This is a genomic window from Enterobacter sp. BIDMC 30 (assembly GCF_000534355.1).
In the GTDB taxonomy this organism is placed as follows: domain Bacteria; phylum Pseudomonadota; class Gammaproteobacteria; order Enterobacterales; family Enterobacteriaceae; genus Enterobacter; species Enterobacter ludwigii.
On the sequence record NZ_KI973169.1, the window covers coordinates 1,735,419 to 1,754,486 of the forward strand.

The 19,068-nt window shown below is 53.2% G+C and carries 15 protein-coding genes; 11 read left to right on the forward strand and 4 right to left on the reverse strand.

Going from position 1 to position 19,068, the window contains the following annotated elements:
• Positions 1-2,673: a phosphotransferase RcsD gene (gene rcsD, locus L466_RS14065; protein ID WP_020883163.1), complete on the reverse strand. Its 2,673-nt coding sequence runs from the start codon at positions 2,671-2,673 to the stop codon at positions 1-3.
• Between the two features lie 743 nt (positions 2,674-3,416).
• Here rcsD and L466_RS14060 point away from each other — a divergent pair.
• From L466_RS14060 to mgtE, 6 genes are all read left to right on the forward strand, one after another.
• Positions 3,417-4,532, forward strand: a complete 1,116-nt coding sequence (locus L466_RS14060) for a porin OmpC (RefSeq protein WP_014170959.1) — start codon at positions 3,417-3,419, stop codon at positions 4,530-4,532.
• Between the two features lie 113 nt (positions 4,533-4,645).
• A complete protein-coding gene (gene apbE / locus L466_RS14055; protein WP_032680573.1) occupies positions 4,646-5,701 on the forward strand; it encodes an FAD:protein FMN transferase ApbE in 1,056 nt (351 codons plus the stop codon).
• 72 nt (positions 5,702-5,773) lie between these two features.
• Positions 5,774-6,832 (forward strand): bifunctional DNA-binding transcriptional regulator/O6-methylguanine-DNA methyltransferase Ada, encoded by a 1,059-nt coding sequence (gene ada, locus L466_RS14050; RefSeq protein WP_032680574.1) that lies wholly within the window; start codon positions 5,774-5,776, stop codon positions 6,830-6,832.
• Positions 6,832-7,482 (forward strand): DNA oxidative demethylase AlkB, encoded by a 651-nt coding sequence (gene alkB / locus L466_RS14045; RefSeq protein ID WP_032680575.1) that lies wholly within the window; start codon positions 6,832-6,834, stop codon positions 7,480-7,482. The genes ada and alkB overlap by 1 nt, the downstream gene beginning before the upstream one ends.
• A 75-nt stretch (positions 7,483-7,557) precedes the next feature.
• A complete protein-coding gene (locus L466_RS14040) occupies positions 7,558-9,201 on the forward strand; it encodes a multidrug ABC transporter permease/ATP-binding protein (RefSeq protein WP_014170954.1) in 1,644 nt (547 codons plus the stop codon).
• 147 nt (positions 9,202-9,348) lie between these two features.
• Positions 9,349-10,785, forward strand: coding sequence for a magnesium transporter (mgtE, locus tag L466_RS14035; protein ID WP_020883169.1), 1,437 nt, complete (start codon positions 9,349-9,351; stop codon positions 10,783-10,785).
• Here the strand turns inward: mgtE and L466_RS14030 are convergent.
• Complete coding sequence (locus L466_RS14030; RefSeq protein ID WP_032680576.1) at positions 10,748-12,037, reverse strand: SulP family inorganic anion transporter; 1,290 nt, start codon at positions 12,035-12,037, stop codon at positions 10,748-10,750. The genes mgtE and L466_RS14030 overlap by 38 nt on opposite strands.
• Before the next feature lie 187 nt (positions 12,038-12,224).
• Between L466_RS14030 and mqo the strand changes: the two genes are divergently transcribed.
• A complete protein-coding gene (mqo, locus tag L466_RS14025; RefSeq protein ID WP_014170951.1) occupies positions 12,225-13,877 on the forward strand; it encodes a malate dehydrogenase (quinone) in 1,653 nt (550 codons plus the stop codon).
• Between the two features lie 93 nt (positions 13,878-13,970).
• On the opposite strand, the gene eco is transcribed toward mqo, so the two are convergent.
• The gene (eco, locus tag L466_RS14020; RefSeq protein ID WP_025203609.1) at positions 13,971-14,474 is read right to left on the reverse strand and encodes a serine protease inhibitor ecotin; all 504 of its coding nucleotides are present in this window, start codon (positions 14,472-14,474) and stop codon (positions 13,971-13,973) included.
• Positions 14,475-14,683: 209 nt separating this feature from the next.
• Here eco and L466_RS14015 point away from each other — a divergent pair, with 209 nt between their 5' ends.
• The 4 genes from L466_RS14015 (at position 14,684) to L466_RS23925 (ending at position 18,320) form a co-directional block, all read left to right on the forward strand.
• Positions 14,684-14,944 carry a DUF2534 family protein gene (locus L466_RS14015; protein WP_010433451.1) on the forward strand — a complete coding sequence of 87 codons (261 nt, stop codon included), beginning with the start codon at positions 14,684-14,686 and terminating at the stop codon, positions 14,942-14,944.
• Positions 14,945-15,079: 135 nt separating this feature from the next.
• Positions 15,080-16,267, forward strand: coding sequence for an MFS transporter (locus tag L466_RS14010; RefSeq protein ID WP_032680578.1), 1,188 nt, complete (start codon positions 15,080-15,082; stop codon positions 16,265-16,267).
• Positions 16,268-16,891: 624 nt separating this feature from the next.
• Positions 16,892-17,851 (forward strand): hypothetical protein, encoded by a 960-nt coding sequence (locus L466_RS14005; RefSeq protein ID WP_032680579.1) that lies wholly within the window; start codon positions 16,892-16,894, stop codon positions 17,849-17,851.
• Between the two features lie 118 nt (positions 17,852-17,969).
• Entirely contained in the window at positions 17,970-18,320 is a 351-nt protein-coding gene (locus L466_RS23925; protein WP_025203612.1) for a hypothetical protein, read from the forward strand.
• A 305-nt stretch (positions 18,321-18,625) separates the two neighbouring features.
• Here the strand turns inward: L466_RS23925 and L466_RS13995 are convergent, their stop codons facing one another.
• A complete protein-coding gene (locus L466_RS13995; protein WP_032681961.1) occupies positions 18,626-18,952 on the reverse strand; it encodes an NIPSNAP family containing protein in 327 nt (108 codons plus the stop codon).
• Positions 18,953-19,068: the final 116 nt, after the last annotated feature.

Sequence of the window (19,068 nt, forward strand, 5' to 3'; positions counted from 1 at the left end):
CTACAGCAAGCTTTTGACGTAGGCGTCAATGTCGCTGATGTATTTTTCAATGCCAGAGGCATCTTTCTCACGAATTAGATGTTCCAGCGTTTCACATAACTGCTTGCCGGGAACCAGATTAAGCATGGCAAACACCCCTTTAAGCCGGTGTGCTGTCTGTGCCAGCGCTGCAAAATCATTCGCAGCGGACTCAGTATACAACCGCTTAACATCATCTGGTACTGTATCAACAAAGAGTGAATAGTATCCGCTGGCGTGAAGCTCGGCATTTTCATTGCCGCCTAACGGTGATTCCGCTATCTCTTCCTGCGCCAGTTGCTCTTCTATTAGTTGTAGTACAGCTTCCTGCATCGCATTGCTTATATTAAAGTTGACGCGCAGCTGGCCTGGGCCGATTTTTCGCACGCCTGGCTCATCATCGCTTAAAAGCAAGCCGGAGGCAGTAAGATTAGACGGATTATCAGTTAAAAACAGATCAAATTCTTGACTTGAGAGTCTTTCATCCGGCGTTATGCAGGCCGCGCCCCAGTTTTCTAACTGACGAACCACAATATTACGGATCTCGTTCGAGGTCACATCCACCATCACGACCACATCATCCAGCAGGCGTTCTTCGTCTTCTTCCTGTGGATTCGCCGCCATTTTAACGTGCAGTGAGTAACGCGTGCCAAGCGATTCGCGGGCCTTGATATTCAGATGGCCACCGAGCTTACGTGCCAGCTGATCGCACAGCCAGAAGGTCAGGGCATTGGCCTTGCCGTAATGATCGCTCTGGGTGTCATTCAGGAACGGGAAATGCAGATTATCGATTTCGCTTGTCGTTACGCCTTCCCCGGTATCCAGGATACGGAACGTCAGGCGATCTTCAGCCGACTCGTCGGTACTGACTTCCAGGGTGATCTTGCCGATCTGGGTGGTGGTGACGGCGTACTGAATAATCATCAGCAGAATGCGACGCAGCGCTTCGCGATCGCCGTGACGTTCATCATTCGCCGGTAAATGGTTATTGATCAGCAGCTGCAGCCCTTTGCGCTTAATTACGGGCAGGACCTCAGGCACCACTTCATCGATCAGATTCTGGATAGAGAAGAGGGTCGGCGTTCCTTTCCAGAAATCATTTTCGAGCATATTCGCCAGCTGGATCTCATCTACCATGCGCACCAGCGAGTCGGCCTGGCAGGCAAGCTGATGGCTTTCAGATGTATTCAGCGCCGCCGCCTGGGTCGCCAGCATTTTTAACGGCTTCTTGAAGGCATCACCAATATTCTGCATAAAGGCAGCGCGTCCCTGCTGGTTTTTCTCATACAGACGTTGTGCCTGCTTGAGCTTTTTATTCACCAGCACTTCACGATCCTGATCGCGGATGATGAAGATCTGCGTGCGGGAGGCGATCTGGCTGCGGAACTGTCGGATCTCATACAGCTCGTTATTAATGGTGGCCTGAATCACGCCCTGATGTTGATCCGCCATAGCGGTGATGTTCTGCAGATTGAGATGAGGCAGCAGGTGATCAGCAATTTTATTGCTCATCACCGTACGGTTGGCTTCCTGATCGTGAACCAGCACCCCAAGCGGCAGCACGGAAATAATCTCTTCATTCAGCGCGCGCAACACGCGCAGTTCGTTACTGGTTCCTGCCGGGACCGGGGCGGCATCGCTTTGACGCCCTGACTGGAAGCGGAACGTGCTGTAGCCAAACAGCGCCAGCGCCAGCAGGCCGATATTCAGCAGCAGGGGCAGGAGGATATTTTGCAGCGTATCAAGCAGCAGGGTGCCGAACGGCACTTGCCACACCAGACGCATACCGGTTGAGTTCAGCGAAGAGGCAATTTCGATTTTCGAGCCGTTAAAGGAGATCGATACGCTCTCTGCGGCCTCTTTGTCCGATGCGGCTCGCATATTCTGAGTGCTGCTGTCCGGCTCCAGACGGAAGCTGTCGAGCGGCATATCCGGTGGAATCAAGTCATTGATGGGCAAATCGAAGGCCACCACCGTCGCCAGATGGCCTGGCTGGTTAAAGGTGGTACGCAGCGTAAAGTAATGGCCATTCTGCCAGGCGAGGCGGCGCAGAGATGAGAAGCTCTCACGTTCATCAAGGGCGTTCGCCTGCTGCAGCATTTCTGCCCGGCGGGAATCGACAATGCTGCCCACGGTCGTCTCTTTGAAACCGGAAGAGAGATCTTTTAGCGGCAGGGTTGAGATCAGGATCATGCTGTTGTCCTGACCGTTCAGATAGTACATCGACCACGGCACCGTCTCGGCACCCCAAAGGGTATCAAGATAGGTTGAGATGCGCTGGGTCATCTCAAGCGTTGCGCTGTCATGAGAGCCGAAGATCAGCGCTTCGGTTTTGCGCTGTGGTTTTTCCAGATAATAGACGTCCTGCTTCAGGCGAGTCTCCTGAAGCCCGTCTCCGGAGGAGGTTGCCGGCGCGGCCGCGATGTTGTCGTAAATCTGCCAGGTTGCATAGCGCCAGGTATCAATGCGCTTGTGGACGGCGTGGGTGATATCAACAACCTGATAGCTCTTGTCCTTCAGCCAGGCGTTAACCGCGCTCTGAACCATAACCCCCATTGTGACTAGCAGCACAACGATCAAAAGAAGAAAGAAACGGGTGATGCTCCCGGGTAAGAGGGAGAATTTGCTCGGAGCGGTAGTTTCAGTCTGACTCATTGATATCTTTAACCCGTAATGGTCGTGCTCTATGGCGATAGGGCAGTATAAAGGGTAATACCTGAATTTCCAGCGTCACGCTCTTTGAACCCGCCACTTTTTCGACTGACAATATCGGAGAACGCCATTGCATGAAACATCTACAAAGCGAGTGAGAGTGTACAAATAAAAAACGATACATACCGGTAAATAGCACGAATTAACAAGAAATTGAGATTTTCAGTAATGACGCGGTTCTCGAGGAGAGAGGAAACGAATTTAGTTAATAGTCGTTACAATTTCAGTGCGGTAGCACAAAAAAACGCATGCTACGTAAAGAAAGGTAAAAAAAAACCGAATGCCAGGCATTCGGTAGAATTAGGGATAAACAGACATTCAAATCTGAATGACGGTAATAAATAAAGTTAATGATGATAGCGAGAGTTATTTTAGAGATAACGGCCGATCTTGTTTTGTCATTCAGTGCTGTAAATATTTTTAATGTAGTTTACTGAATTTAAATGTTTTTTCTTCTCGCTTGATGATAAGTGCTAAATTCTTAAGCTCTCTGTGCTTTGTAAAAGTTCCTTGGTATTTACATTTTGAAACATGTTTATCGTGAAATGAAACATTTTCAAAGTTTTCGTATCATATTCCCGTTGGATTATTCTGTAATTTTGCGGAGAATGAAATTGCCGACTGGTTAATGAGGGTTAATCAGTAAGCAGTGGCAATTATAAGGCATATAACAGAGGGTTAATAAAATGAAAGTTAAAGTACTGTCCCTCCTGGTACCAGCTCTGCTGGTGGCAGGCGCAGCAAATGCGGCTGAAATTTATAACAAAGATGGCAACAAATTAGATCTGTACGGCAAAGTTGATGGTCTGCACTATTTCTCTGACGACAAGAGCAATGATGGCGACCAGACTTACATGCGTCTTGGCTTCAAAGGCGAAACCCAGGTTAACGATCAGCTGACCGGTTACGGCCAGTGGGAATACCAGATTCAGGGCAACACCTCTGAAAGCGACAACCAGTCCTGGACGCGTGTAGCGTTCGCGGGTCTGAAATTCGCTGACGCGGGTTCTTTCGATTATGGTCGTAACTACGGTGTGATCTACGACGTAACGTCCTGGACTGACGTTCTGCCAGAATTTGGCGGCGACACCTACGGTGCAGACAACTTCCTGCAATCCCGTGCTAACGGCGTAGCAACCTACCGTAACCAGGACTTCTTCGGTCTGGTTGATGGCCTGAACTTTGCTCTGCAGTATCAGGGTAAAAACGGCAGCGTAAGCGGTGAAAACGATTCCGGTCGTAGCACCCTGAAACAGAACGGTGACGGTTACGGCGCGTCTGTGACCTACAACCTGGGCGAAGGCTTCAGCATCGGTGGTGCGATGTCTTCTTCTAAACGTACTGCTGACCAGAACGACACCACTAACCTGGCGCTGAAAGGCGAAGGCGATCGTGCTGAAGTTTACTCTGGTGGCCTGAAATACGACGCCAACAACATCTACCTGGCGGCGCAGTACTCTCAGACCTATAACGCAACCCGTTTCGGTAACTCTCAGAGCAGCAGCGACATTTACGGCTTTGCTAACAAAGCACAGAACTTCGAAGTGGTTGCTCAGTACCAGTTCGACTTCGGTCTGCGTCCATCCGTGGCTTACCTGCAGTCCAAAGGTAAAGACATCGAAGGTTACGGCGATCAGGATCTGCTGAAATATGTTGATGTTGGCGCGACTTACTACTTCAACAAAAACATGTCCACCTACGTTGATTACAAAATCAACCTGGTTGATGAAAATGAATTCACCCGTCAGGCGGGTATCGGTACTGATGATATCGTAGCGCTGGGTCTGGTTTACCAGTTCTAATCGCTTCATCGTGTGACAAAGGGGGCCTTATGGCCCCTTTTTCGTGCCTTTTCGGTTCTTACAATTCACCCTTTTGGTGTACTCTTGCCGCCCTGGCATGAGGATAATAATGAATGGACATGACTTTTTTACGCGCCAGCTTCCTGGCTATACTTTTTTTCCTGACAGCATGTGACTCTTCCACGCCTGTGGCCAAAACGGATGCTCCCGCGGCGACGGTGCTGGAAGGCAAAACGATGGGCACATTCTGGCGTGTCAGCGTGATGAATCTCGATAAGACACGCACTGACGAACTTCGCAGCAAAATTCAGTCGCAGCTGGACGCCGACGATCAGCTTCTTTCGACCTACAAAAATGACTCTGCGCTGATGCGCTTTAACCTCTCTACCAGCACTTCCCTGTGGCCGGTGAGCGAAGCAATGGCCGATATCGTGACCGAATCAATGCGCGTGGGCTACAAGACCAACGGCGCGATGGACGTGACCGTGGGGCCGCTGGTTAACCTGTGGGGGTTTGGCCCGAACAAGCAACCTGTCACCACACCTGACCAGGCGGCGATAGATGACGCCCGCGCCCGGACAGGGTTACAGCACCTGACGGTGATCAACCAGTACGGACAACAGTACCTGCAAAAAGATATTCCCGATCTGTTTGTTGATCTGTCGACGGTAGGGGAAGGGTATGCGGCAGATCATCTGGCCGCGCTGATGGCCCAGGAAGGTATTTCGCGTTACCTGGTGTCCGTGGGCGGCGCGTTAGTCAGCCGCGGCATGAATGCCAGCGGTAATCCGTGGCGAGTGGCGATTCAAAAACCGACCGACCAGCAAAACGCCGTACAGGCGATTGTGGATATTAACGGTCACGGTATCAGCACCTCCGGGAGCTACCGTAACTATTATGAACTCGACGGGAAGCGGATTTCGCATGTGATCGATCCGCAGACCGGTCGCCCTATCGCGCATAATCTGGTCTCGGTGACGGTCATTGCCCCCACCGCGCTGGAAGCCGATGCCTGGGATACCGGTTTAATGGTCCTCGGTCCGGAGAAAGCCAAAGAGGTGGTCCGCCAGGAAGGACTGGCTGTCTATATGATCACCAAAGAGGCTGATGGCTTCAAAACCTGGAGTTCGCCGCAGTTCGACAGCTTCCTGGTAAGTGACAAGAATTAAAAAGCAAGGTTGCGGGTTTTTAATCAGTGGCACTCGGGCACGCTGTATGTATGCTTGTAAGAGGAGCTGATGATGAAAAACCCGACCTTTACTACCGATGACGATCGCTGGCTGGCCGTGCTGGCTCGCGATCCGCGTGCTGACGATCAGTTTGTCTTTGCCGTGCAAACGACGGGGATCGTCTGTCGTCCGTCCTGCCGTGCCCGCCACGCGTTACGTAAAAATGTCCGCTTCTATCCCGATGTAGATCATGCCCTTCAGGCAGGGTTTCGCCCGTGTAAACGCTGTCAGCCGGACAAACGCGATCCGCAGGAACAGACGCTGGCAAAAGTTGAACATGCCTGCCGTCTGCTGGAGCGCGATCCCGCGTTAACGCTGGAAATGCTGGCGCAGCAGGTCGCCATGAGTCCTTTCCACTTCCACCGCTTGTTTAAGTCCGTTACCGGTATGACGCCTAAAGCCTGGCAACAGGCGGCGCGGGTACAACGCCTGCGTACCGCGCTTGCGCAGGGGGACAAAATTACCGATGCCGTGCTGGCCGCCGGGTTTCCTGACAGCAGCAGCTATTATCGTCAAGCCAACGCTGCGCTGGGCATGACGGCGAAGCAGTACCGGAAAGGGGATGTGGCGGTGCGTTATGCGATTGGTGAGTGTTCGTTAGGCCGTTGCCTGGTGGGTGAAAGCGAGCGCGGGATCTGCGCGATTCTGCTGGGTGACGACGATGCGACATTAACCGAGGAGCTTTTGACGCTGTTTCCAAAAGCAGAGCGAGAAACGCTGGAAGGAGAATTCGCCCGGCGTATTGAGCGGGTGATTAGCGCTATCGATGACCATACCGTGCCGCTGGCACTTCCGCTGGATATTCGGGGCACCTCTTTCCAGCAGCGTGTGTGGCAGGCGCTTCGTGACATACCCCGCGGTGAAACGGCAAGTTATCGCCAGGTGGCGCAGACGATCGGTAGCCCAGGCGCTGTGCGTGCGGTGGCGGGAGCCTGTGCCGCAAATAAACTGGCCGTTATCATCCCCTGCCACCGCGTTGTTCGTCACGACGGTGCGCTTTCGGGCTACCGCTGGGGGACAGAACGAAAGGCGTTGTTACTGAAACGTGAGGCAAAGAACCCGGAGGGATAATGCTCGATCTTTTTGCGGATGCGGAACCCTGGCAGGAGCCCCTTGCGCCCGGCGCGGTGATCCTGCGCCGCTTTGCGCTTTCCCGCGCGGCGGCGCTGCTTGCCGGCATCGATGAGGTGGCGGCGGTCTCGCCGTTTCGACACATGGTGACGCCCGGGGGGTACACCATGTCGGTGGCGATGACGAACTGCGGGGAACTGGGCTGGGCGACAAACGCGCAGGGCTATGTATATGCCCCGGGCGATCCTGTAACCGACCAGCCATGGCCGCCGATGCCTGACGTTTTTCGGGCGCTCTGCCATGACGCCGCCGTTGAAGCGGGCTATGCCGACTTTCGCCCGGATGCCTGTCTGATTAACCGCTACGCCGTGGGGGCAAAGCTCTCGCTGCATCAGGACAAGGATGAACCCGATCTGCGCGCGCCGATCGTCTCGGTATCCTTAGGCCTGCCCGCGGTCTTCCAGTTTGGCGGATTACGCCGTAACGATCCGCTGAAACGGCTCATGCTGGAGCACGGTGATGTGGTGGTTTGGGGCAGGGAATCGCGGCTTTTTTATCACGGCATTCAGCCCCTCAAACCGGGAGTACATCCTCAGACCGGCGAGTTCCGTCTTAACCTGACGTTCCGGCAGGCATCCCGTGGCCAATAAAAATAAGAATTATTCTTGATGTAACCGTCCGGCAGTTTAAACTGCTGGCTGATTTTTATTGCCCGGATTGCCTGCATGCAACTACTTCTCCTCGTCTGGCGTCAGTATCGCTGGCCCTTCATTGCCGTCATGGCGTTAAGCCTCGCCAGCGCCGCGTTAGGTATCGGCCTGATCGCGTTTATTAACGTGCGCTTGATTGAAATGGTCGATACCTCACTCGCCGTCCTGCCGGAGTTTCTTGGCCTGCTACTGCTGTTGATGGCGGTGACGCTCGGCTCGCAGCTGGCGCTGACGGCGCTGGGACACCATTTCGTTTTCCGTCTGCGCAGTGAATTTATCAAGCGTATTCTGGACACGCAGGTAGAACGCGTTGAGCAGCTTGGAAGTGCCTCCCTGCTGGCAGGGCTGACCAGCGACGTGCGCGCCATTACCATTGCCTTCGTTCGTCTGCCGGAGCTGGTGCAGGGCATTATTTTGACCTTTGGTTCGGCGGCGTATCTCGCCTGGCTCTCCACAAAAATGCTGGCGGTCACTGCGCTGTGGATTGTTATCACCATCTGGGGCGGTTTTCTGCTGGTGTCGCGCGTCTATAAACACATGGCGGTGCTGCGTGAAACCGAGGATAAGCTCTATAACGATTACCAGACCGTGCTGGAAGGGCGTAAAGAGCTGACCCTGAATCGTGAGCGTGCCGAGCATATCTTTAACCATCTCTATATTCCCGATGCCCGCGAATACCGGCATCACATCATTCGCGCCGATACCTTCCACCTGAGCGCGGTGAACTGGTCGAACATTATGATGTTGGGCGCCATTGGTCTGGTTTTCTGGATGGCGAACAGTCTGGGATGGGCGGATACCAACGTCGCGGCGACCTATTCACTGACGCTGCTGTTTTTACGTACACCGCTCCTCTCCGCCGTGGGCGCATTGCCAACGTTGCTGAGCGCTCAGGTGGCGTTTAACAAGCTCAATAAATTCGATCTCGCACCGTTTAAAGCCGAATTCCCACGCCCGCAGGCCTTCCCGAACTGGCAAACCCTGGAGCTGCGTAACGTCATGTTCCGCTATCAGGACAACGCTTTTTCCGTCGGACCGGTAAACCTGACGATTCATCGCGGCGAACTGCTGTTCCTGATTGGCGGTAACGGTAGCGGGAAATCCACGCTGGCGATGCTGCTCACCGGTTTATATCAGCCGCAATCGGGCGAGATTTTGCTGGATGGTAAAGCGCTGAGCGCGGAGAAACCTGAGGATTATCGCAAGCTCTTCTCGGCGGTCTTCACCGATGTCTGGCTCTTTGATCACCTGCTGGGGCCGGAAGGGCAGCAGGCTAACCCTGCGCTGGTGGAAAAATGGCTTGGGCAACTGCAGATGTCCCATAAGCTTGAGCTTCAGGACGGTAAAATCCTGAACCTGAAACTCTCGAAGGGGCAGAAAAAGCGCGTGGCGCTGCTGCTGGCACTGGCTGAAGAGCGCGACATCATCCTGCTTGATGAATGGGCGGCAGACCAGGACCCGCATTTCCGCCGCGAGTTTTATCAGGTGTTACTGCCGTTGATGAAGGCGATGGGCAAAACTATTTTCGCCATCAGCCATGACGATCACTACTTCATTCATGCCGACCGTCTGCTGGAGATGCGCGACGGCAAGCTCAGCGAGTTGACCGGCGAGGAGCGCGATGCGGCGTCTCGTGATGCGGTAGCACGCACGGCCTGATGTCTCGTCTGACCCTCTCCGACCGGGAGAGGGGATAAAATCGCGGCCGATGTGCCGCTTTTTTATGCATCCCGTCCCGTTGTTTATTCTTATTTACATATCCCCGCGCTATGCTTAATGCCATCTCATTTCATGGATTTATGATTGATGTCGGTATTAAAGAAAAACAGCGCCCGGCAGCGTGACCAGGAACGTGCGCGTCTCATCTGGCTTCTCACGACCGATAAAGCGGTCACTTCTGCGTTACTGGGAAAACTGACCCTGGCTGAGCAATATGATGTCGGCACTTTAGCCGACGATATTGCTGAGGTAGGTGCACTGGTTGCCCATTTGCCTCCGCCCGACCTGGCGGATACCCTCGAAGCACTTCCCTCGGAAGAGCGTCACGCCCTGTGGCGTCTGGTGCAGGATCACGAGCGCGGGCAGGTGCTGCTGGAGGCGTCGGAAAACGTCTGGGATGACCTTATCGATGAGATGAGCGACCGGGATATTCTTGATGCCCTGCAAACGCTGGATATCGACGAGCAGATTTACCTTGTTCAACACCTGCCGCGTAACCTGACCGGCCGACTGCTGGCCTCGCTGCCTGCCGATGAGCGGGCGCGCGTGCGCCAGGTGATGCACTACGATAAACACAGCGTTGGCGCAATTATGGAGTTTGGCGTCATCACGGTGCGCCCGGACGTCACGCTCGGCACGGTGCAGCGCTATTTACGCCGCCTGGGCAGTATGCCCGACAACACCGATAAACTGTTCGTGACCTCGCGGGATAAAACCTTGCTTGGTGAGCTGGAGCTGAAAACGATCCTGCTCAACAGCACTCAGCGGCGGGTGAGCGAGGTCATGGAAAACGAGCCGATGGTCTTCTCGCCGGAGGATGACGCGGAAAAAGCCGCGCGTACCTTCGAACGTGACGACCTCGTGAGTGCGGCGGTCGTGGACTCGGTCGGCAAGCTGATGGGACGTCTGACAATCGATGAGATCGTTGACGTGGTCTACGAAGAGACCGATAACGATCTGCGTGCGCTTGGTGGGATCAGCGCCGAAGATGACGTCCATGCCTCCGTGGGCAAGGCGGTCAAAACCCGCTGGGCCTGGCTTGCCATTAACCTCTGTACCGCGTTTATCGCCTCCCGCGTGATTGATGGCTTTGAACACACCATTTCGCAGCTGGTCGCGTTAGCCTCGCTGATGCCGATTGTGGCCGGGATAGGCGGCAACACCGGCAACCAGACCATCACCATGATTGTTCGCGCGCTGGCGCTGGAGAACATTCAGCCGGGTAACTTTGCCTTCCTGATCTTCAGAGAGATGGGCGTGGCGCTGATTAATGGCCTGGTGTGGGGCGGAATTATGGGCGGCATTACCTGGTGGCTGTACGACGATATGGCATTAGGCGGCGTGATGATGCTGGCGATGGTGCTGAACCTGCTGGTTGCGTCGATGATGGGCGTCATCATCCCGTTGACGATGACAAAACTCGGGCGCGACCCCGCAGTGGGGTCGAGCGTGATGATAACTGCCATCACCGATACGGGCGGCTTCTTTATTTTTCTTGGGCTGGCAACGCTTTTTCTTCTTTAACCCGACGCTTAATTCGGGCGGGAAGGAGTGCCATCACGATAATCCCGCCCAGCACGCCAATGGCCAGGTTACCGGTTGATACCGTGGCTGCAACGGTCACCAGCATCACGACCGTTTCCGCAAGGGGGGCATTTTTCACCGTCGCGGGCTGCAGGCTATGCCAGCTGAAGGTTTTGACGGCGACAATCGCCATAATCCCGGCCAGCACGGCCATCGGGATGCGGGCCATCACTTCACTCAGCGCCGTCACCAGCACCAGAAGCACCAGACCGGCCGCAACAGTGGAAATGCGGCTGCGGCCTTTGCCCATCTCCACGTTGACGATGGTTTGACCAATCATGGCGCAGCCTGCGATACCGCCATACCAGCCGGCCAGAATGTTACCGATGCCCAGACCAATGCTTTCGCGGCGCTTGCCGGACGGTGTTGCCGTCAGCTCATCCACCAGTTTTGCCGTCAGCAGCGACTCCAGCAGACCCACAAACGCAATGCTTAATGCGCATGGCCAGATAATGCTCAGCGTATCGGTGTTCAGCGGGACAAGCAGCTGCGTCAGCCCGGGCAGGCCACCGCTCATGGTGCCTTCGTCACCCACGGTCGGCAGGATTTGCCCGGTGGTCACGGTAAACAGGGTTAACACCACAATGGCAATAAGCGGCGCGGGGATACTTTTGATATAGCGGGGCACCCAGAGGACGATCAGCAGCGTCAGCACGAACAGGCCCACAATCAGCGGGCTTCGGCTCCAGAAATGAGGAACCTGGGCGAAGAAAATCAAAATACCGAGCGCGTTAACAAACCCGGTCATCACCGACTGCGGAATAAAGCGCATCAGTCGCGCCATACCGAGCACGCCGAAGAGGATTTGGATCGCCCCGGCCAGCAGAACGGCCGGCAAAATGTACTGCACGCCATGCTGATGCACCATCGGGCCAATCACCAGCGCCACGGAACCCGCTGCCGCCGTGACCATTGCCGGGCGGCCGCCGAGCACGGACAGGGCAAGACACAGCACCACGGAAGCAATCAGGCTGACTTTAGGATCAACCCCTGCGACGACAGAAAACGAAATCACTTCAGGAATAAGCGCCAGGGCAGTAATCACGCCCGCCAGCGTTTCACGCATCAGCAGCCGGGGAGAGCGTAATACCGAGGCGACATGGCCTTCATGGGGTAAAGAAGAATCGGGTAATGACATAACACTTCGCAGGTTAGGGCAGGCTTCCGTGCGCGCGATCACAAAACGCAACATACTAGCCAGAAAAGCCGCCTTTTGCCAGCCGCATAGGTAATCCCTCACAAACAATCCATCATTAAATTTCACAATTACAATAATTTCTTAACCTTTAAACACCATTTAAAAGTTGTTACCGTTCCCGCGCAGCTTTTTTCACCTGCAATTTCCACGCATCACGCACTTTTACACTAAGGCATAAATTATGAAAAAAATGACTGCCATGCTCTTGTCTCTGGCCGTGGGGCTGAATACCGTCTCAATGGCGGCAAAAGCTGACACGCCAAAAGAGCAGGAAACGGACGTCCTTTTAATTGGTGGCGGTATTATGAGCGCCACGCTGGGAACCTATCTGCAAGAACTGCAGCCGGACTGGTCTATGACCATGGTCGAGCGCCTCGATGGCGTGGCGCAGGAGAGCTCGAACGGCTGGAACAACGCCGGTACGGGCCATTCGGCACTCATGGAACTGAACTACACACCGCAGAAAAAGGACGGTTCCATTAGTATCGAGAAGGCGGTTGAGATCAACGAAGCATTCCAGATTTCTCGCCAGTTCTGGTCTCACCAGGTGAACAGCGGCGTAATGCACGATCCGCACTCCTTCATCAACACCGTGCCGCACATGAGCTTTGTGTGGGGCGAGCAGAACGTTAACTTCCTGCGTGCGCGCTATGCGGCTCTGCAGCAGAGCACGCTGTTCCGCGGCATGAAATACTCCGAAGATCACGCGCAGATTAAAGAGTGGGCTCCGCTGGTCATGGAAGGTCGTGATCCGAACCAGAAAGTCGCCGCAACCCGTACTGAAATTGGTACTGACGTGAACTACGGCGAAATTACCCGCCAGCTGGTAGGTTCCCTGCAGAAAAAAGAGAACTTTAATCTGCAGCTCAGCACCGAAGTGCGTGGCTTCAAGCGCAATGCGGATAACAGCTGGAGCGTGACCGTTGCCGATCTGAAACACAATGAAGAAGAGCACGTCATCAAGGCGAAGTTTGTCTTTATTGGTGCGGGCGGCGCGGCGCTGAAACTGCTGCAGGAAACCGGTATTCCGGAAGCGGACGATTACGCAGGCTTCCCGGTGGGCGGTCAGTTCCTGGTGTCTGAAAACCCGGAAGTGGTGAATCGTCACCTGGCAAAAGTCTACGGTCAGGCTTCCGTTGGTGCGCCACCCATGTCCGTTCCGCACATCGATACCCGCGTGCTTGACGGTAAACGTGTGGTGCTGTTCGGGCCATTCGCGACCTTCTCCACGAAGTTCCTGAAAAACGGTTCCCTGTGGGACCTGCTGAGTGCGACCACCACCTCTAACGTTAAGCCCATGATGGACGTCGGTCTGGATAACTTCGATCTGGTGAAATACCTGATTAGCCAGGTGATGCTCTCTGACGATGAACGCTTTGACGCGCTGAAAGAGTACTATCCGCAGGCGAAAAAAGAAGACTGGCGTTTGTGGCAGGCGGGTCAGCGTGTACAGATCATCAAACGCGATCCGAAAGAGGGCGGTGTACTGCGTCTGGGTACCGAAGTGGTCAGTGACAAAGAAGGCACTGTTGCTGCGCTGCTGGGTGCGTCACCGGGGGCTTCTACCGCTGCGCCAATCATGCTGCATCTGATGGAAAAAGTGTTTAAAGACAAAGTTGCCAGCCCGGAATGGCAGGCAAAACTGAAAACCATTATTCCTTCTTACGGCACTAAGCTGAACGGTAACGTTGACGCGACGGAACAGGAACTGGAATACACCAGCCGCGTTCTGCAACTGCAATATGTGAAGCCGCAAGCTGCTGCTGACGCAGCACCGAAGGCAGAGCTGAAGCCTCAGGCGGAAAACAAACCGGTCGCGGATATCGCACTCTGATGTGAAAAAGCCGGGTAGCGTTAGCGCTTACCCGGCTTATTAAACCGCACAGTATCATGGCCGGGTCAGGCGAAGTCGCCACCCAGCTTATCCTTAACGGACTTCTGCGGTGCCCGTCTCTTCTTCCGCCTTCCACACGCGATATTTCACTTCCACGTTTGCAGGCGTATAAACGACGATTGGCAGCTTGCTGTTATAGCGCAGCAGACTGTTGTCACCCAGATACGCGGTAACAAATTTCTTCTCTTTCTTGCCATCCGGGCAGGCCATCATGGTCGAAACCGGAGAGGTCACTTTATCAAAGACGTAATAGTCGTAGCCCCAACCTTCCAGGGTTTTGCTTTCCAGCTGACCGCCCAGACGGTGCTGGTTGCAGTCTACTTCCAGCGTCTGGCCAATTAACAGTTCCACTTTGAAATTCGCTTCATCCTGCTGAGCGGGTAACTGAATGACCTGACGCTTCATCCCTTTTTCCGCTTGCGGATAAGGCGCTACTTTTTCCAGAGGCTGCGCTTTAGGGGTGTCGCTGGCGAAAGCGCTGGTGCTAACGCATGCGGCGGCAATCAGGGCAATGGCAAATTTAGGTGCTTTTTTCACAGTCATTCCTTTATGTCAAACTATCCGGCACAGGTTAACATAATGTTCGTGAATGGTTAGTGTAATTTACTTACATTTTCAATATTGGCAGCGTATAAAACTCTATTCATGCGCAATGAGTGGTTGTTTGTACTGCATTGGAGTCTGGCGGCAGATCGTGTTATTTTAAGCGCCACATAATGTTATTCATCTGTGAAGGGAAGAGAGAGATGGTACGTGCAAAACTGAAAACACCTGAAGGCCGCAAGTTCCTGTTGGCGCTACTGGTTGTGTTTATGATTGCTGCCGCGTGCGTTGGGCGGGCAACCATTGTTGGCGTTATTGAACAGTACAACATTCCTCTCTCTGCCTGGACGACCAGCATGTATGTCCTGCAATCAGCGATGATCTTTGTTTATAGCCTGGTGTTCACCGTGCTGCTTGCCATTCCGCTGGGCATTTTCTTCCTGGGTGGGCGTGATAAACACTAAACGCCTTTCCTGCGATAAAAAAGCCAGCCTGAGCGCTGGCTTTTTTATTGGCTCGTTGTTCTTCCTCAGGTTTTTAATCCGTCGTATCCTATTCTGTAAGCAGTCAGGCCACTATTTTCAGAGCAGGAGTTACAGATGCTTTCCAGATTTACGGTACTCAGCCGGATCCCTCGTGGGGTCTGGGTAGTGGGTGGCGTCAGTATGTTGATGGACATCTCGTCAGAGAGTATTCACAGCCTGCTTCCACTGTTTATGGTGACTACGCTTGGAACGAGCGTGTTGGTTATCGGCCTGATTGAAGGGCTCGCGGAGGCTACCGCTCTCTTTATCAAAGTCTTTTCGGGGGCGATTAGCGACTATCTTGGCAAGCGTAAAGGGCTGGCGCTACTCGGGTATGGCCTCGGTGCGCTGAGCAAACCCTTTTTCGCCCTCGCATCCTCTTCGGGGATGGTTTTAGGCGCGCGCCTGATGGATCGTGCGGGGAAGGGGATCCGCGGTGCTCCACGGGATGCACTGGTCGCAGATATCACCCCGCCGGAACTGCGTGGGGCGGCATATGGCCTGCGTCAGTCTATGGATACCACCGGCGCATTTCTGGGGCCACTACTGGCCGTGGGGTTAATGCTGCTGCTACACAATGATTTTCGCGCGGTTTTCTGGATAGCCCTGATCCCCGGCTTTCTTTCGGTTGCGCTGCTGTATTTCGGCCTGAAGGAGCCGAAAACCCCTGTCGAACATAAACGCACTAATCCCATCAAAAGAGAGAATTTAACGCGGCTGGGAAAATCGTGCTGGTGGGTCATTGGCCTGGGGGCGGTATTCACACTGGCACGTTTTAGCGAGGCTTTTCTTGTCCTCCGTGCGCAACAGTCTGGCGTTCCCCTGGCCTTAATCCCGCTGGTGATGGTGGTGATGAACGTGATCTATTCTTTCTCGGCCTATCCGTTTGGCAAACTCTCTGATGGTATGAGCCATACCCGGCTTCTGCAGTGGGGGCTAGTCGTTTTGATTGCCGCTGATGTCGTTCTGGCCCTGAGTACCCACTGGACCGGTATTATTGTCGGCGTTGCGCTCTGGGGCATGCATATGGGGATGACTCAGGGGCTGCTGGCCGCTATGGTGGCCAAAACAGCACCTGCGGATTTGCGCGGTACGGCGTTTGGTCTTTTCAGTCTGGTCAGCGGGGTCGGGTTACTGATGGCCAGCGTGGGTGCCGGCGCTATCTGGGAACTGTGGGGCGCAGAATATACCTTTTATGCCGGCGCGGTGATTTGTTTGCTGACGCTGCTTTATCTGCGTAAAACGCCTGCCGAAGTGCGGTAAGAATACGGTTATTAAAATGCTTTTCTTTTTTTAGTCGTAAGAATCTGGGCTGGACAGCATTCATGCTGATTCAACCAGCCCTGTCATCAATTGCAATAAATTCCTGCCTCTGTAATTAGCCCCCCCGCTATACCGCCACGTTGTTCAATTATCACACCGCTTATCGCGTGAAATCCGGGTATGTATCCCTCTCTGTATTGCTGACGGTGTCTGGCTTGGGGCCACACGAGCTATGCAGGGACAGGGCGCTTTATCCAGGGGGAGGGATGCTTTTGTTACGTTAATGCACATGCACTGAAACATTATTTCACTTTTTTTATGCAGGATAATGAACCGGAAAAATTCACCGTCTAAGTGTTATTCACTAAAAAAATGATTGGTTGCGATAACAATAGAGATGTTTTGAAGCGAATTAACAGGGAAATGTAGTGGCTGAGTTGATTGTTATTTCTACGATTTGAATTAGGGATATTGATAAATATCAAATGTGTAATCGTTTACAGTCGTTATTATGCGCGGTTTGAAGTGCTTGTTTCGTTTGTTGAAAAAAGTCCCCGACATGTGCCGGGGTAGTTAATTGTTGTTTCTGTTTTCCCTTAACATAAATTAAAGGTAATTATTGTAATGAACCGCCATTCTATCATTTCTTTATCCGTAATAATTGCGCTTTCATGCGGAAGTGTGAACGCCTTCGCTTCTAATTTCATGACCATGGATGAAAAAGCCACTGCTATTCAGTCGATTCGCAATGAAGCCAATCAGGCCATGGAGGATAAGCAGGCTGCATTAAAGGCTTACAATGCCGACCGTTCACCTGAAAATATGGCCCGTTTAGGGGACATCGAAAACAGCTTACGCACTGCAGGCGATCGTATTAATGCAGTACAGGCAACTGAAACGGCTCCCGATGCGCCGCGACCTGTAACACAAAGAACGCCGCAACCCCTGCAGCAGAAAACGCCACACATTACGGGCACGACTTACCGGAACGCTGTGATTTCAATGCAGCAAGTCACAACAGGGCCAGCCTTACCTGCAGGAACTGCCGTTAACACCCCTGACGCCACCAAAACGTCTGCAGTGGCTGCGCCACAAATCACAGGCACAACTTACCGCGCCGCAGTGGTGTCTATGCAGCAAGCGACAACAGGACCAGCCTTACCCGCTGGCACGGCGGTTACTGCGTCCTCGCTTACTCATACTCCAGCCACCACGAAAGCCCCTGATAACGTTACAAGTGTTGCCATAACAAAAGACACGGGCTCGATTAACGTTGCTGTGTCCAGTATGAAGCCGGGGACGCCTGTGAATATCACGGTTAACGGTGTCACCACTACCACCACCGCAGGGGAGATCGCCAAAGTCGATCCGAATGTGCAAATCGCAGTTCCGCATGTAGACGCGTTGATCGTCTCTCAGCGTCAGGGAAGCGATCATCGCCGTAATAACTCACGACATGAGCATGGAACGGGGAACGGCAGCAACAATGCAGCCAACAGCAACAGCGCCCACGGCTTAGGCGGTGGCAATCATATTGGTGGTGGTAGCGCTCAGTCTGGCTCCAGAAACGTGGGTCACTGGTGATAGTCAATCTCTTGATGGGGTGGTTTTTGGGGGTTGTCAGTGGCTGGTGTATGGCTGGAATAGTGGCAAACCTGAAAGAAATCAGGCGACAACATGTCGAATTTGGGAAGTATTTTAAGTGAAACCCTTAAAAAAAGCGTTACTGATGAAAAAGGCTCAGTGGATATTAATCATTCTGGCAGCGGTGACTACTACAGGATGTTGCATTGCTTCTCAACCCGAAACGGATGCATTAAGCACCCGGCCTTTCATGGGGGGGAATGGTAAACGTGTTGCGGCAATGTCAGATTTTCAAATCTGCGAGGCGTTGGGCTATGCACAGGCCCACCACGAAACGAAAGTTTACAACACGCTTTCCGCATTGTTGGAGCAACGCCAACAGGCGGGCACGCTCAGGATCGCTCAGGGTGATTGCACCGCAGCAGCGTTAAACGTCATCAATGAGGAAAAGGCCAAAGTGAAACAGTAGCGCATCAGGGGGCCTAAACGGGCCCCTTTTTTTCCAGTGAGTGACATGACACCCATTTCTCTTTGCAGAAATAAAAAAACAACCCGGAAGGGTTGGTTTTCAAGAATATGTTGGTCGGAAAAACGCTTCTTGGGGATGTCCTCATGTGGCTTATGAAGACATTACAAACATCGCGGTGTGTTAATCAATGGGGATCAGGGCAGGGTTAGATATGTATCAGCTCAGACTTGTTTTGGCAGTTTCAATACACCGAACCAAACCTAATATGGCAGTAAACGCTCAATCGCGACGTAACAGATTTGGACTTACACTCGTAGCCCATCCACACTTACTCGTGGCAGATCAATTACTGTCTTAATGCTTGTTTCGATGCAGTCAATGATGGACTCACGAGGCCCGCAGCGCCAGTCTGCGCTCGCGTAGAAAGAATTAAGCACTGTATTCATATTTTCAATACTTTCAAAGGCTCGAATGAGATAGTAGCAATCAAGATCGTGCAGAGAGTTACCAAATGACACCACATCGATGCCATGGCGTTGATGTAGGGGAACGCTAATTTCTGCCATGACGTTATGAAAAAATGCTCCGGTGCCTTTGTGTAAATTGTATTGCAGTATCTCGACTGTTTTCATCATCACTGCTCCAGACGTTGGTGTATCGCACTAAGTCGATTGTCCAATGTTATTGTGTTACACAAAGGAAAATTATCAGCTAAAGTCCGCGCCAGTACATTCGATATGAGGGCTTC